Annotated in this window: 14 protein-coding genes and 1 pseudogene; 13 read left to right on the plus strand and 2 right to left on the minus strand. The window is 36.7% G+C overall.

The annotated features are described in order from the left end of the window. The first annotated feature begins 124 nt into the window (after positions 1–124). The 12 genes and pseudogenes from ACIPKN_RS08350 to ACIPKN_RS08405 all read left to right on the plus strand — a co-directional run bounded on the left by ACIPKN_RS08350 (position 125) and on the right by ACIPKN_RS08405 (position 12,182). Positions 125–1,102 carry a helix-turn-helix transcriptional regulator gene (locus ACIPKN_RS08350; RefSeq protein WP_142509505.1) on the plus strand — a complete coding sequence of 326 codons (978 nt, stop codon included), beginning with the start codon at positions 125–127 and terminating at the stop codon, positions 1,100–1,102. Between the two features lie 175 nt (positions 1,103–1,277). Beyond that, positions 1,278–2,966, plus strand: coding sequence for an AAA family ATPase (locus ACIPKN_RS08355; protein ID WP_400934927.1), 1,689 nt, complete (start codon positions 1,278–1,280; stop codon positions 2,964–2,966). Between the two features lie 358 nt (positions 2,967–3,324). After that, complete coding sequence (locus tag ACIPKN_RS08360) at positions 3,325–3,858, plus strand: TetR/AcrR family transcriptional regulator (RefSeq protein ID WP_400934928.1); 534 nt, start codon at positions 3,325–3,327, stop codon at positions 3,856–3,858. Positions 3,859–4,084: 226 nt separating this feature from the next. After that, entirely contained in the window at positions 4,085–4,507 is a 423-nt protein-coding gene (locus ACIPKN_RS08365; RefSeq protein WP_400934930.1) for a DUF3995 domain-containing protein, read from the plus strand. A 100-nt stretch (positions 4,508–4,607) separates the two neighbouring features. Then, positions 4,608–4,805 (plus strand): hypothetical protein, encoded by a 198-nt coding sequence (locus ACIPKN_RS08370; protein ID WP_400934931.1) that lies wholly within the window; start codon positions 4,608–4,610, stop codon positions 4,803–4,805. A 105-nt stretch (positions 4,806–4,910) separates the two neighbouring features. Next, entirely contained in the window at positions 4,911–5,210 is a 300-nt protein-coding gene (locus tag ACIPKN_RS08375) for a sensor histidine kinase (protein ID WP_400934932.1), read from the plus strand. After that, positions 5,168–5,326: pseudogene (locus ACIPKN_RS08380) on the plus strand (ATP-binding protein); the annotation flags it as partial. The gene ACIPKN_RS08375 and the pseudogene ACIPKN_RS08380, both read left to right, overlap by 43 nt. A 133-nt stretch (positions 5,327–5,459) precedes the next feature. Further along, entirely contained in the window at positions 5,460–7,715 is a 2,256-nt protein-coding gene (locus ACIPKN_RS08385) for a poly(ethylene terephthalate) hydrolase family protein (RefSeq protein WP_400934934.1), read from the plus strand. Between the two features lie 45 nt (positions 7,716–7,760). After that, on the plus strand, positions 7,761–8,372 hold the full coding sequence (locus tag ACIPKN_RS08390) for a histidine phosphatase family protein (protein WP_400934936.1): 612 nt from the start codon (positions 7,761–7,763) through the stop codon (positions 8,370–8,372). 237 nt (positions 8,373–8,609) lie between these two features. Beyond that, positions 8,610–9,449 (plus strand): D-alanyl-D-alanine carboxypeptidase family protein, encoded by an 840-nt coding sequence (locus ACIPKN_RS08395; RefSeq protein WP_400934937.1) that lies wholly within the window; start codon positions 8,610–8,612, stop codon positions 9,447–9,449. 735 nt (positions 9,450–10,184) lie between these two features. Beyond that, complete coding sequence (locus ACIPKN_RS08400; protein WP_400934939.1) at positions 10,185–11,450, plus strand: polysaccharide deacetylase family protein; 1,266 nt, start codon at positions 10,185–10,187, stop codon at positions 11,448–11,450. Between the two features lie 219 nt (positions 11,451–11,669). Beyond that, positions 11,670–12,182: a GNAT family N-acetyltransferase gene (locus tag ACIPKN_RS08405; protein WP_400934941.1), complete on the plus strand. Its 513-nt coding sequence runs from the start codon at positions 11,670–11,672 to the stop codon at positions 12,180–12,182. Positions 12,183–12,253: 71 nt separating this feature from the next. Here ACIPKN_RS08405 and gltS read toward each other — a convergent pair whose 3' ends face one another. Both gltS and hutG read right to left on the minus strand, forming a co-directional pair. Continuing rightward, on the minus strand, positions 12,254–13,438 hold the full coding sequence (gltS, locus tag ACIPKN_RS08410; protein WP_400934942.1) for a sodium/glutamate symporter: 1,185 nt from the start codon (positions 13,436–13,438) through the stop codon (positions 12,254–12,256). A 5-nt stretch (positions 13,439–13,443) separates the two neighbouring features. Then, on the minus strand, positions 13,444–14,400 hold the full coding sequence (gene hutG / locus ACIPKN_RS08415) for a formimidoylglutamase (RefSeq protein ID WP_400934944.1): 957 nt from the start codon (positions 14,398–14,400) through the stop codon (positions 13,444–13,446). A 140-nt stretch (positions 14,401–14,540) separates the two neighbouring features. Here hutG and ACIPKN_RS08420 point away from each other — a divergent pair, with 140 nt between their 5' ends. After that, a complete protein-coding gene (locus ACIPKN_RS08420; protein ID WP_400934945.1) occupies positions 14,541–15,428 on the plus strand; it encodes a LysR family transcriptional regulator in 888 nt (295 codons plus the stop codon). Positions 15,429–15,523: the final 95 nt, after the last annotated feature.

The raw sequence follows: 15,523 nt of genomic DNA on the forward strand, positions 1-15,523 counted from the left end.
AACAAAAGTATAGTATGTCATGCCAATTATACCAATAAAATAGAAATTCTGTAGTTAAAAGGACTAATAGTGTCCAACTCTTTTTGTATAATAGAAAAGTAACTTTGAAGAGAGAGTGGGATATATGGTAGATTCACAACAACACAAAGGCTATCGTGTCATTTCGATGTTTGACAGACTAATGGATGGTCAAGGAATTAACAAAAAACAAGAAGCATTTACACATAATGTTGGTGAAAAAACCATACAACGGGATTTGAATGAAATTCGAGCGTACCTGGAAAAAGCTAAATTGGATTGCCATTTAGAATATGTGCGGACGGAAAAAGTGTACAGGCTGACAAATAAAGGAGAAAGTATTTTATCAAAGGAGCAAGTTTTAGCGATTGTTAAAATTCTCATCGAATCAAGAGCACTGCTAAAATCAGAAATGAGCGATATTATAGATAAGCTTATTTCGATTGTTGCGGCTGATAAGCAGGAGTTTATTCACAATATTATTTTAAACGAAAAGCATTTGTACGTAGATTTAAATCATAAAAAGTCTCTATTGCCTTTAATCTGGGTTCTATCAGAGGCGGTTCAAAAAAAGAAAATCATTAAAATTGATTATTTGCGTGAAGGTGAAACAATTCCTACAGAAAAGATTTTAAAACCACTCGCCGTCATTTTCTCGGAATACTACTTTTATTTAATTGCTTATGATAATAAGCACGAAAAGGATTTGCCCATTGTTTATAGAGTCGACCGAATTCAACATTTTTGTGAGCTTGATAAAAAATTCCAAATACCATATGCCGAACGTTTTCAAGAAGGAGAATTTCGCAAACGTATTCAGTTTATGCATGCTGGCGAGCTAATGCGTATGAAATTTATCTTTAAAGGACCATCCCCACAAGCTGTGTTAGATCGCTTGCCAACAGCAAAAATATTATCTAAAAATGATGGGCAATATTTATTTGAAGCGGAAGTTTTTGGACATGGTATTAAAATGTGGTTGCTGAGCCAAGGGGCAAACATTGAAGTGTTAGAGCCAATTGAGCTTAGAGAAGAGATGATTGAGACGATTCAATCGATGCAACAAAATTATCGCTACATATAAAAACAAAAAATAAAGGTAAAAATCCGCGTAGATTTTAATCGAAGCGGATTTTTCCTTATAAGAATGTAATTTCTTAAAAAGATCACCCCCTGTGAATTCCGAAAATTCGCACATAAGTGTTCTTTTCCACGCTATAATTGAACATATACTGAAATGGATAAAGGGTGGCAATCAAATGACATATAATCATGAAGAAAAAGATATATTGTATCCAGATGGTACATTAATGTATCGTGGGGGTGTGAAGAAAAATGACTTTGGTCATGACATATATGATGGGAAGGGTACGCTATTTGACCAAGAAGGGGAGCTGTTATTCGAGGGAGAATTCGTCAATCATATGAAGCAAGGTAATGGCATTATGTATTTAAAAGGTCAAATGATTTATCAGGGCGAATTTATTCAAAATAAAAAACAAGGTAATGGTATTTTATATAAGGATGGTCAGATATATTACGAGGGACATTTTCGTAATGATTTAATGGAAGGTTACGGGATTTTGTATTATGAGGAAGATGCTATTGCTCCATTTAAAGAGCTTCGTACACAGTATCCGCATTTAAATCAGCCGCAATATGAAGGTGATTTTGTCCATGGCATGAAGAAAGGCAAGGGAAAACAATACTATCCAAGTGGTTTTTTACAATATGAAGGTGATTTTATCTGGAACCATATGCAAGGTGCTGGAAAGCTTTACTTCGCACCAGAATCGCCAAGTGCTGAGGAACTTGCAAATGGTGTAACAACGCTTCAATATGAAGGCTATTTCTTTGAAGATATGAAGCATGGAAAAGGTAAGAACTATTCTAGTCAAGGTGTGCTAGTATCGGAGGGGCAATTTAAAGAGGATGCTATGACGGGACATGGTACTCTTTACTATACTAATGGACAGGCTTCCTATATCGGAGATCTTGTAAATGGAGAAAAGCACGGTCGAGGAGATTATTTTAATGAAGAGGGAAAAATTATTTATAGTGGTGAATTTATTAACGGTGAACGTTTACGAATAACACCAGAAATAGAGCGAGAAATTGCAAAATTACAGAAGCAGCTGGATGGACTTGTAGGACTTCCAAATGCCAAAAAGGAATTACATAATCTAATTAACTTCATTAAAATTCAAAGCTTGCGTGTCGACCATGATTTAACAAGCTTCCCAATCACCTATCATCTAGTGTTCTCTGGAAATCCAGGTACAGGAAAAACAACAGTGGCACGTATTATAGGCCAAATATATAAGCATCTTGGTGTACTTTCAAGCGGGCATTTTGTGGAAACAGATCGTGCAGGCCTAGTAGCAGGATATGTTGGTCAGACGGCTTTGAAGGTCCAGGAAGTTGTGAATAAAGCAAAGGGCGGCGTGCTTTTTATAGATGAAGCCTATTCATTAATTAATGATAAACAGGACGCTTTTGGTAAAGAAGCGATTGATAGTCTATTAAAGTCGATGGAGGATTTACGCGATGATTTAGTTGTGATCGTTGCTGGTTATACGGAGCTCATGGAGGAATTTTTACTTGCCAATCCAGGTTTTAAATCACGCTTCAATCATTTTGTGCAGTTTGATAATTTTAGCACGGATGAGCTTTATGATATTTTTGCCATGCTATGTAAAAATAATGATTACGAGTATGGTGACGTATTTGCACATCATATGAAGGAGCAATTGCATCAAATTCCAGTCGAATCTATTCCAAACTTTTCGAACGGTCGCTATATCCGAAACCTATTTGAAAAGCTCGTGACGATTCAGTCAAACCGCTTAATTCAACAGAAAACTATTACAAGAGAAGAATTAATGGAGTTTACAGAGAAAGATATTTTACAAGGCATTGCAGAAAATCTATTTGATAATACATTTTAACTTCTTTCAGCAAATGTCCGCTAAAGACAGAGGAACTCAGTCTAAGAACGCCACGCCCTGTGGCAATTTATCTGTGCGAAAGCGAAGCAATAACAACAACACATAACTGAGTGACCAACTTCGTGCTGCAGCCGCTACGTTGCACGACGCTTTCGCGCAAAAACATTTAAAGATGAAAAACTTTTAGCTATTATATTAGTATGCACCTGTATTTTACCAAGGGTAATGACTATAAATATTACGATTAACAATAACATTAAAGTTCATAAAGATAAATAAATTGAATATTTGACAAAAAATGAAATTGGTAGTAATTTAACGAAAAACATACGCTATCGTATCTTAGTGGAGAGTTGACATGCAATTAACAAGAGAAGATTGGATAAAAGCAGGATTACAACAATTAGCTGATGAAGGAATACATAAAATTCGCATCGAAGCACTTGCCCGATTGCTAAAAATAAGTAAAGGTAGTTTTTATCACTATTTTCGTGATCATCAAGAGCTGTTAGATTCAATGGTCGACTATTGGGAAATACATGCAACAAAGCTGATTGTTCAAAGTATGGAGCAACAGGATGCCTCATTGGAACAGCTATTCCGAATTAGTTTTAATCGAGATAAAAAAATGGAGATTGGTATTTATACTTGGGCAAAATATGATCCTGTTGTTGCTGAACGCTTAGTGAATATTGAAGAACAAAGAATCTCGTGTGTTGCGAAATTGTATCAAAAAAAGGGCATCGACAAAGCTGAATCGATTGATAGAGCGAGACTTGCCTATTTAACGTATGTAGGATGGATGACAAGGTTTGAAGAGAATCCTAATTTTGATATTGATAAAATGGTAGTATTTTTAACTTCTTTCAGCGGTTGGCCAAATATCCGCTGAAATAGAGGAACTCCGTCTAAGAACGTCCCGTCCCGTTGCATCTATCTGTTGCTACCGCTACGTTGGCACTACGCTTTCGCACAAAAAACATCCTGCCGAGGCAAAATTGATTATTTGATAATAAATGTCCCTAATAAGGTTGTAAAACCTGAAGGGACAAAATTTTTACTATAAACATACGATTGTGTATGTTTTGTTTGAATTAAAACATTGGGGGGGCGAAAAAATGAAATTACTTTTAATATTAGTAGCTGTAGGGCTTCTGTGGTTTATCAGTTTGTTGCATATTTATTGGGCTTTTGGAGGTCGTTGGGGTTCTGCCGCTGCTATCCCTGTAAAAGTAGGAGAGCATAGACCTGCTTTCACTCCTAAAAAATGGGGAACATTATTCGTGGCTATTCTTATTCTACTGGCTAGTGCCATTATTGTTGTTCAAGGAGGTTATTTGCAGGGGTTCCAAGCAAATAGTTTATCTAAAATCGGAAGTATTGTTTGTGCTTTCGTTTTCATTATTAGGGCAATTGGTGATTTTAAGTATGTTGGATTTTTTAAAAAAATAAAACACTCACAGTTTGCTAAATACGATACTTGGCTTTACAGTCCATTATGTCTATTTTTTGGATTTGTCTATATTATTCTATTGTTTTAACAAATTAACAAGTATAAGTTTTATACGGCAGCTAGCTTTAAAGTCCACATATCGCAATAGCCGCGATCTACTGCGAATGCCTGCAGAGCTTGTCCATAGCGTGACAGACATTGAGGGTCTTTGCTTTGTCTGGAATCGGGGAAGTGAGGCTATTATGTACGGAACAGGGTCATTTGCCGAGATGCAGGAGTTAACCCATTTCCGTCAATTTGACACGAATGTTTTTGCACAAGTGATAGATCTTATGCAGCCCGACGGAACGGTAATTGGCTATTTGCTGCTTGGTTCAAAAAAATAATACGTCTTTTACACCTTAATCGACAAAGTAAGGCTGGAAACCGTCCGTCTGCTGATGGGAGCTGCCTTACTCGACGAACTACGAGGAGCGAGAAGTGGGTTACCAATGAAAACCTCAGAATACAGATTACTAGAGGCACAGCAAGCAGAGCGAGTTCGAATGTCATATTATTTGCATGATCATGTTTTGCAGAATCTAATCTTTCTTGCACGCGATTTGGAAGAATTACACGATACAGAACAAAGTGACAAGCGGTTGACCGTCGTCTGGTTAAAATGTTTGTATGATACGCAACGCGACCTCCGAATGCTGTGCGATGATTTATACCCGTACATCATCGATCAAGCAGGGTTAGATGCAGCCGAGGGGATCAATCGCGCAAGAGTGATGGTGGTACAGGGTTAGGACTAGCGATCGCCAAACAAGTTATCGAAAAACATGGTGGAAATATTAAGCTGACAACGAATGGCGAGACGAGTTTTATACTCTTCTTGCCAAAAAAAGTTCTGACATCTAACTAATTTATTCTTCAAAAAATATCCGAAAAAGAAATGTAAGATTATTGAAAGAAAGATGAAAGTTGATTGGAAGAGTCATCCTGTAACCTACAATAGAATATTTATGAAATAGATTGTAGGTAGGGGGATTAAAAAATTGGAAGTATTCAAAAGGAAACTCATTTATTTTGTTAGAAGGCTATATGCAAAACCAAATCGGATAGAGCCATTGTCATTAGGTTGGAAAGGTGCAGCTATCGCTTTAAGTACGATGGCATTCCTATTGATGTTGAATCAAGGGAAGTTTTTATTAGATCAGCGTAGTTTTTTAGATTTCACTATTGGAATGTTCGTATTTATTTTTTCCGTAGTGTTAATAAGTGGTTTTATCACTCTTCTATTGCATGGAGTGAAAAAAATTCCTAGTCGATATTTATGGATACTCTTTAGTTCACTAATATTTCTGGTGTTCTGCTTTTTCGCTCCTTTGGAAGTAGCTATCCCATTTATTCTATTAGTAGCGGTTGTTGTTTCTTTGTGGGGTGCACTATTATACAAATGGTTAAAGGGTAGTTATAAAAATGCAAAGAAATATCAAAAAGTTAGCGTCCTCACATGTTTATCTATATTGACTATTGGGATTGGAGCATGTGGTTATTGGTTGATTCATCCCGGGGAAGCGAACACCCCAGTAGTTGTATTAAAGCAGCTGAAAACATCGAAACGATATGACAATACTATGCTTAGAAATCCAGCGAAACCGGGCAATTATCCAATTAGAAAGCTCACATATGGCAGTCCGAATACTTATCGAGAAGACTTTAACCAAAAAAATTCTTTGACAACTAAAACAGTAGACGCTAGCGATTTTGTAGAAAAGTGGTCTTCTGTTCGCACGAGAACACTTGGTTTTGGACCTGAGGCAATGCCGTTAAATGGTCAAGTGTGGTACCCAGAAGGGAAAGGAGACTTTCCGTTAGTAATGATCGTTCATGGAAACCATTTAATGACTGATTATTCTGATCCAGGTTACGAATATTTAGGTAACCTTCTTGCGAGTAGGGGCTATATAGTTGTATCCGTAGATGAAAACTTTCTTAATGGTTCTCCCTACGATGATTTATTTTTGGTTAGTCCGCTAAAGAATGAGAATCCAGCGAGAGGATTATTATTGCTGGAGCATTTACAGACGTGGAAAGAATGGAACAGTACTAAAAACAATCCATTCTATCAAAAAGTGGATATGGAACATATTGCACTAATAGGGCATTCTAGAGGTGGAGAAGCTATCGCGATTGCAGCTGCTTATAACGAAATGCAACACCCACCTAGTAACGGAAATATTCAATTTGATTATAATTTCTCAATCCAATCGCTTATTTCTATTGCTGGAGTAGACGGTCAATATATGCCTGCTGGGAAACCACTTCCGTTAAAAAACGTAAACTATTTGGCACTACAAGGGGCGCATGATATGGACGTAAATAGCTTTGATAGCTCTAATCAGCAATATCGGATTTCCTATACGAATAAAGATGATTATATGAATGCGTCGGTCTATATTTATGGAGCCAATCATGGGCAATTTAATGAAGAATGGGGACGAGGAGATCTAGCTGGCATGGCTAACCAACTCTTTAACCTAAAACAAATTATGCCTCGCGATCAGCAAGAAACCATCACGAAAGTATTGATATCTGCTTTTTTAGATAGTACGTTGAAAGAAAAGAAACGATACAAGGAAATTTTTAAAGATCTAGGTTATGCTAAAGAATGGCTTCCTGACACACTGTATATCAATAATTACTACGATTCGCAAACATCTTTGATTGCTACGTTTAATGAAGATATTGATCTAAACACGACCACTGTTCCAGGCGGCAAACTGTTCGGCAAGAATTTGAAGGAATGGAAAGAGGAAAAAGTCAAAATGAAAAATGATGAGGCAGATTATAGTGCCGTTCGTTTAGGTTGGAATTCAAAAGACAAATTTTCTCCAGCTTTTTATACATTAACTCTTCCCGAGAATGGATTAGAGATAGGGCAGAACAGTTCTATCGTATTTTCACTTGCAGATAATAGAAAGGAAGAAAAAGAGAACAATCAGGAGGAACTAATTGATTTTACAGTCACTGTAGAAGATAGCAATGGCAACCAGGCGAGCCTGCCTCTTAGCTATATAGCCAAATTGACACCTGCCATAAAAGGAAAGTTACTGAAAAAACCTTTTTCCAATATAGGTAATACGACGGAACCAGTGTTTCAACATTATGGATTTTTATTGAACGATTTTAAAGAAGTAAATCCACAGTTTGATCCACTGAAGCTAAATAAGATCCATTTCCAATTTAATTTAACCAAACAAGGGACGATACTAATGAATAATATTGGGATTAGAAATGAAAATATATAAAAATATTAGTAATAACTAGGGAGAAATTATGGGGGGGAAACAAAATTGAAGAACCAAACGATTTACTTACTCCGACATGGTGAAACTGAATTTAATACACAAGGGCGATATCAAGGAGAGCTCGATTCACCATTAACTGAAATGGGTGTACATCAAGTACAACAAAATGCTCTAATGCTAAAAAGTTTAATTGGAGATCCAAATGAATGGAAAATTTTTTCGAGTCCATTAGGCAGAGCTATGCAGAGCACTGAAATAATTTGTGAAACAATTGGATATGATTTGAAGAATGTTGTTAAAGAAGATCGTTTAACTGAGGTGGCTGTGGGACAATGGGCTGGATTAACAACGAAAGAAATTGAAAGTTCTTGGCCCAATCTTTTTCATAACATAGATGTGTATAATTGGTATTTTAATGCGCCAAATGGAGAAGCTTACGACTCAGTAGTGAACAGACTAAGTGCTTGGCTAGAAAACATTCAACATATACCGAAAGTGATCGTTATTTCACATGGTCTAACAGGTCGTATTTTACGAGGAATATATGCAGATTTAATGAAGGAAGATACACTTAAGCTAGAAGTATCTCAGGATGTATTTTTTAAATTAACGAATAAAACAATAACAAAAATATGTTCAGATTTTGATGATTTTTAACTTATTTGGAGCGGGTGTATAAACATCCGCTGAAATAGAGGAACCCAGGCAAAAAACACGTTGCTACCGCTTCGCTTTCGCGCAAAAAACATCTGCAGGCCTAAGCACAAAGCCGATTCCGGACGCAATTATGCCAAAGCATAATTCATCATTCAAACTTTAAGAATTTCTTCATAAATTTCCTACAGGAATAATCATAAATGCCTCCTATTATAATGTGTGGGGGGCGTTTTTTTTATGAAAAAATTTGTCTTATTTTGTTTTATATGTGCGGCAGCATTCTTTTTTTATTATACGAATAACATAGCAACGGAACAAACACCAGTAGAGCTACCTTCGTTGCATAGTAAAAATGCTTTGTTGCTGAATGAAAAAGGAGAAGTATTATTTGAAAAAAATGCAGATGACATTATTTATCCTGCATCATTAACGAAAATTATGACAGCGATTGTTGCCATTGAAATGACTACTGATTTGCAGAAGCAAACCATTGTTAAACCACAAACGATTTCTAAATTTACTGCTCAAAATGCTTCCATGGCGGGCTTTAAGGCAGGAGATTTTGTAACGATAGAGGATTTATTATATGGCACACTGCTTGCTTCTGGGGCGGATGCTACAGGAACACTTGCGGATGCGATGGCAGGTAGTGAAGAAGCATTTGTAACATTAATGAATAAAAAAGCACAGGAATTAGGACTGAACGATACCCATTTTGTCAATGCCAGCGGATTACATGATCCTGCTCATGTCTCCAGTGTCCGTGATATAAGTAAGCTATTTCGTTATGCCATTAAAAATCCTACCTTTTATCAAATTTTGACTTCGAAAAGTTATATGACTCATGTTCCAAATGAATTAACGATAACAAGCTCACTATTAGCGAGAATACCAGTTGGGGAAGGTGCAATATTGGGAGGAAAAACGGGCTACACACCTGAAGCGGGTCTTTGCTTAGCCTCTATTATCGAAAAAGATGGAAAACAATATATTTTCGTGACGACGAATGCGAATGGGCAGGCTTGGACACCACCATTCCATATTGAAGATGCTCTTACAGCGTACGATGCGCTGTAAGAGGAAAAATTATGAAAAAGGTATAACTTTTTTATCGTTTCAATCGTCTTATTTATAGGGTGCACGGTTCAAGTACCTGATAAAGGCGTCTTGGGGCCTTTGACAAATGAAAGTTGGCAAAATTGCTAACGCAGTATTCATACTTGGGGAACAATCGATCATTTTCATTTAAGTGGGGAGGTATTACGTGCCAATTGTTTTCATCATCTAATGCCAGTGCTACCACAGAGGAATTTTTATGAAGAAAAGGTGAAAGTTTTTTAGAAAAGCATCAGTAAACAATTTGATAATATGCCGTTCATCCTAGCTACCAAAAACGTTAATAAGAAATTTTTATGGTTCATCACCAAAAGTTGTGGATGACTTTTGTTAAAACGTCTACTATGTAAATAGTTGATTGGAGTGGAGACTGGGCGACTCCTTGGGGATCAGCGATAGAGGAACGAAGGCTAAAAGCATCACATCCTGTGATAACGCCTTCGTGACCAACATCGTGTTGGCCCGAGACCCTGCAGCGCAGCAAAGCGGCTCATCGGACGCCCCCAGGAAAGCGCCCAGTCGGAACGGAAATCAACCACACGTTTTGGTGATGATCCATTTTTATTCACAAAAACTAGTTGATTTCTACTATTTCCTGGAATAATTTATTATTCTATAATTAGAGTCGAATCCTATACTTTTATGGAAAAAACATATGAGAAAAGACATCTGTGATGAAAAGGGCGGTGTAGAACAATGAAAAAACTTTTACCCTATGCAATTATTTTGACTTTTTTAATCAGTTTTATGTTTGTAGGTAATACTCCTGCAAATGCTGAGGGTACACCAGTTATTCAATCCGTAGCTAATGACACAACAGTTTATGTAGAACCTTCCGTAGAAAGTACCGTAATCGGGCAAATAGCGAAGGGTAGTTATGTAACAGCCACACCAGTAAGTGAGGAATGGACTCGAATTAAAACGCAACAGCTAGAGGGATATGTAGAAACGGCAGCATTAGTAAGCCTTAAATCGGAAAAATATGTAGTGACGAAAAAAGATGGAACAACTTTATTTACATACCCTAGTCCAAGTGCACAAAAAGCCGGACAGATTTACGAAAATAGTATTATCTTTGTATATGGATCGGCACCTGGAGGTTGGTCATTTATCCAATATGGTCATCAAACAGGTTATGTTGCAACAAATTCTTTAAAGAAACCTGTTGCGACAAAAAAACGAGTAAATGCTACTAATGGCGCTGTGCTTCATTTAACTGCTAGCCCAAGTGGTGAGGTTCTTGGTACAATTGCCAATAAAACAGTCGTTCAGCAATATACAATGCTAGCAGGCTGGGCCTATGTAGAAGCAGATGAACAAAAGGGCTATGTGAAATCTTCAGAGCTAGCAAATATCCAAATAACGGATAACAAAGTTTACAATAAAGGTGTACCAGTAGCGAAAGGGGAAAAAAAGCGTGTGGCATTAACATTTGATGATGGGCCAGATGCAAAAGTTACCCCACAAGTTTTAGCAATTTTAAAGAAATATGATGCAAAGGCTACATTTTTTATGGTTGGGCAAAATGTCTCTAAAAATTCAGCAGTCGTAAAGCAAATTTATGAGGCTGGCCATGAAATAGGCAATCATACATGGGACCATGCAAAGTTAACAGCCTTATCGACAGCAAATGTTAAACAAGAGGTTGATCGAACTAACAATGCTATTTATGCTGCAATCGGTCAATATCCAACGGTTTTCCGTCCACCATATGGTGCAACGAATGATAAAGTTCGTTCTGTCATGACGATGCCTTCTATTCTATGGTCAATCGATACGCTAGATTGGAAGCATCGCAATGCTGAGAAAATATTAACGTATGTGAAAGTGTCAGCAAAAGATGGCAGCATTATTTTAATGCATGATATTCATCAAACGACAGCAAATGGTTTAGAAAATGTCATTCTATACTTGCAAAAACAAGGCTACGAATTTGTAACTGTTAGTGAAATATTACAATAATCAATAAGCGACTGGAAAGGCCGTGCAACTGTCAATCAAGACAATTGCACGGCCACTTATTTTATGAAGTTGACGAGACCTATTTTATTACCCTGAAAAAGGGAAATGTTAAACACAGAGGTATTAGCTACGAACAGGTCTGCGTCCTTGTGTAGACCGCTTAAAGGTATGGCTACATACGTTTGTCTAAATTCAATTTAAAGATTCGGAGGAATAGAAATGACAACTAATAAGAATCTTTCACAATGCATAAAGATAAGACCTTTAACCATATATGATTATGAAACTGCCTTAAAATGGAGTATGGATGACTCTTTTTGTTTAGCCAATGGATGGGAGTTAAATAGAAGTCCCGAAGAACTATATAAATGGTGGCTCAAATGTGTTAACAATGTAGCTGAAGATTTTATCCGAATGGGAATAGAGTTTAACGATAAAATAGTTGGATATGCAGATTTAGCCTGTATTAAAGGGAATACTGCTGAATTAGGTATTGCAATTGGTGAAAATGGGCTGTGGGGGAAAGGAATAGGATTTAATTCTGCCATATGTATGATGGAGTTTGCCACAAAGAAATTAGGAATTACAACTTTTAACGCAGAAACACACGAAGCTAATGTTCGTTCACGAAAAATGCTTGAAAAGATAGGATTTAAAGAAATAAGTAGAGTAGGGAATGAAGAATATTTTGGAATGAACAGCCAACTAATACAATACGAACTAAATTTATAACAGGGAAACCTCAGTTTAAAGGTTCCCCCATATTTTCCTTCAGAAATAAACATTAAACTTTAACAGAGCCTTTATTTAAATAAATTGATCGTCGTAATAATAATTGGAATACCGAAGACGTCGATTAAAAACGCTCCTACAATTGGTACAACAAGAAATGCTTTTTGAGATGGACCGAAACGTTGGACAACTGCTGACATATTGGCCATCGCATTTGGCGTTGCCCCTAAACCGTGACCAGCAAAACCGGCAACCATCACCGCAGCATCGTAATTTTTTCCAAGAATCTTAAACAAGACAAATATACTAAATAAGACAATGAAGAATACTTGTACAAAAACAATGATGAATAGTGGCAGTGCTAAATCAGCAATTTCCCATAATTTAACACTCATGAGCGCCATTGATAGGAAAACACCTAATGTCACATCGCCGATTAAAGAAATGCTTTTCATGTTAATCGCTTCAGGTTTTATTTTATCCATAATATTGCGCACTAGTACAGCTACAAACATTGCACCGACATAGCCAGGTAGTACGAAGCCAGTAGCTTCTGAGAATAATGTTCCAACATATGTCCCTACAGCCATACAGAACGTAATTAATAATACTTGTGTAAAGAATGAATCGGATGTAATTTGTTCATTTTTATTTTCAAAATCAATTTCTTTTGTTTCTTGTTCATTTGGTGTTAAATTATATTTACCAACTAAGTATTTTACAATCGGACCACCGATTAAGCCACCAGCTACTAAACCACATGTAGCCGCAGCCGCACCGATTGTCATGGCTGATGAAATACCTAAGTCTTCTAATGTTTGTCCAAATGCTGCAGCGGCACCATGGCCACCTTCCATAGAAACAGCACCAGCCATCATACCGATTAATGGATGAATCCCCATGAGCGATGCAAGAGATACACCAATAACATTTTGCATTAATGCTAGGAAACCACAAGCCAACCAATAAATAATTAATAATTTTCCGCCAAGCTTTACAAGTTTAAAGCTTGCTCCTAAACCAATTGTTGTGAAGAATGTAATCATAAATAAGCTTTGTAATGACGTATCAAGCGAAACTTCTAATACGCCAGTTGTCTTTAGAATAGTGGCCAATGCGGCAAATAATAAGCCGCCAACAACAGGTGCTGGTATACAAAAACGCTTTAAAAAACCGATTTTATTGATGAGCCAGCCGCCCAATGCGAATAGTGCAACTGCTAGAAATACTGTTGTAATTTGATTAATTTCGATCATGAACTTTATCTCCTAAGTAAGTGATTTAGTGCTTCATAAACAAAATAAGCACCTAGTTTAACTGTGCGTCCATTCTCATCCAGTGAAGGATTTACCTCACAAATATCAAAAGAATGTGTATTTGGATGTGAAGTTACTTGTTGAAGTATCGTACGTACCGTTTTTGGATCTAGTCCAAACGGTGATGGAGCACTAACGCCCGGTGCAAATGCAGCATTTAGTACATCCATACAAAGTGTTAAGAGAATATAATCATGATTATCCATATATTGCTGAAGGTCATACATGATTTGCGCTTTATTTTCTGGCGTCATATTTTCTTCTAACACATAATTCACATGCAATTCATCGGCTTTATCAAATAGTTCTTTTGTATTGCCAAAACGTTGTATACCTAAAACAAAGTAATCGGCAAGCGCATCCTGTTCTAAAATCTGCCGGAACATTGTACCAGAAGATGGTTGCTCATCGTATGGTCGTAAATCGAAATGAGCATCGATGTTGACGATCCCGATTTTTGCATCTTTAGGTAACGCTGCACGAACGCCTAAATAATGCCCGTATAATGTTTCATGTCCACCGCCAAGCACGACACATTGTATTTTTTTATTTAGCAATGTTTTGACAATTTCGCCGAGCTCATGTTGTGCTTCTTCTAATGCGTGGTTAAGACAAAGAACGTTACCAACATCTATAATTTGCTGTTCATCATTAAATGTCCAAGGTAAGCTAGATAGTGATTCACGCAGAGCATTAGGTGCACTTGCTGCCCCTACACGCCCCTGATTACGACGTACACCTTCATCACATATAAAGCCCACAATTCCGGCATGCTGATTATCTGAAGCGCTTACATCGTTAATCGGAATTCTTTCCACTTTTTGATGTAAACGGAAACTACTCGTATTAGTCGTTGAATCTATACGGCCTTTCCATTGTTTTTGATCTGTCATTGTATACATATCTTCATCAACCCCATTTCCAATATTATTCTAGTGAAAATATTGTTATGAATAAATTATATATTCACATAATTATAAATGCTAATATATAATTAATATTAATCTATAGCTTAAAACTATAAATGTGGGGGGATGTTGCTGTGGATTTTAAACAATTACAATATTTTTTAGCAGTTGTGGACCAAATGAATTTCTCGAAGGCAGCTGAAAAACTGCATATTTCTCAGCCTTCTCTAAGTAATGCTATTAAAAAATTAGAGCAAGAAATTGGCTCACCTTTACTTGAAAGGAATACAAGAAATCTTCAATTAACAGAAGCAGGTGAGCTTTTATATGAACGAGCAAACGTTATATTGAAAAACATGGAAGTTTTAAAAATAGAAATGGATGAGGTTATTGTACGTGGCACAAGTGACATAACGATAGGCGTGATGGAATCGATTAAGCATTGGCTCCCAAAAGTCATTACAGAGTATAAAAAAGAATATCCAGAAATGATGATTCATCTAGTAGATATTTTAGGGAGTAAGCGTGTTGAAAAATCGCTTAAAAGCTATAAAACACATTTAATTATTACAAATCAGATAATGGATGATGAAGAGCTCGAAGTTAACTGCTTATATGAAGAGCGACTTGTAGCCGTTTTACCTTTAAATCACCCATTAACGAAGAAAGAGAAGTTGACGATCGCAGATTTAAGTGAAGAGCCTTTTATTATTAGTACAGGGGGCTTTCAAACGAGACATGACATTTTAGATGCATTTGAAAAGGCTGGAAAAAACATTAATATCCAATTTGAAATTGAACGCTTTGAAACGGCTGTATCTCTCGTTCGTGAAAATTTAGGCGTTACCATTCTACCAGAAAATTATTTAAAAGGTCCTACAGCTAAAACTATTGTACAAAAAGAAGTAGATTGCCCCAATTTACGACGAAATGTTTATGTGGTGTACTTAAAAAATCGCCATTTACCTTTGGCTATTCGTGAATTGCTTACAGATATTATGGAGATAGGCAAAAAACTTTAGAATATTGAAAGCTTAAATACCACGGTTGATGGATTATGTTAAAAATGAAACTAAGAGAAAAATGATGGTAGAACGTTGATAACCTAAAATAGTTT

The sequence above is a fragment of the Lysinibacillus sp. NPDC086135 genome, assembly GCF_044746345.1.
Classification (GTDB): domain Bacteria; phylum Bacillota; class Bacilli; order Bacillales_A; family Planococcaceae; genus Lysinibacillus.

Coding starts and splice junctions, on each gene's coding strand:
- ACIPKN_RS08350 (WP_142509505.1), top strand. CDS start 125: ATGGTAGATTCACAACAACACAAAGGCTATCGTGTCATTTCGATGTTT.
- ACIPKN_RS08355 (WP_400934927.1), top strand. CDS start 1,278: ATGACATATAATCATGAAGAAAAAGATATATTGTATCCAGATGGTACA.
- ACIPKN_RS08360 (WP_400934928.1), top strand. CDS start 3,325: ATGCAATTAACAAGAGAAGATTGGATAAAAGCAGGATTACAACAATTA.
- ACIPKN_RS08365 (WP_400934930.1), top strand. CDS start 4,085: ATGAAATTACTTTTAATATTAGTAGCTGTAGGGCTTCTGTGGTTTATC.
- ACIPKN_RS08375 (WP_400934932.1), top strand. CDS start 4,911: ATGAAAACCTCAGAATACAGATTACTAGAGGCACAGCAAGCAGAGCGA.
- ACIPKN_RS08395 (WP_400934937.1), top strand. CDS start 8,610: ATGAAAAAATTTGTCTTATTTTGTTTTATATGTGCGGCAGCATTCTTT.
- ACIPKN_RS08400 (WP_400934939.1), top strand. CDS start 10,185: ATGAAAAAACTTTTACCCTATGCAATTATTTTGACTTTTTTAATCAGT.
- ACIPKN_RS08405 (WP_400934941.1), top strand. CDS start 11,670: ATGACAACTAATAAGAATCTTTCACAATGCATAAAGATAAGACCTTTA.
- gltS (WP_400934942.1), bottom strand. CDS start 13,438: ATGATCGAAATTAATCAAATTACAACAGTATTTCTAGCAGTTGCACTA.
- hutG (WP_400934944.1), bottom strand. CDS start 14,400: ATGTATACAATGACAGATCAAAAACAATGGAAAGGCCGTATAGATTCA.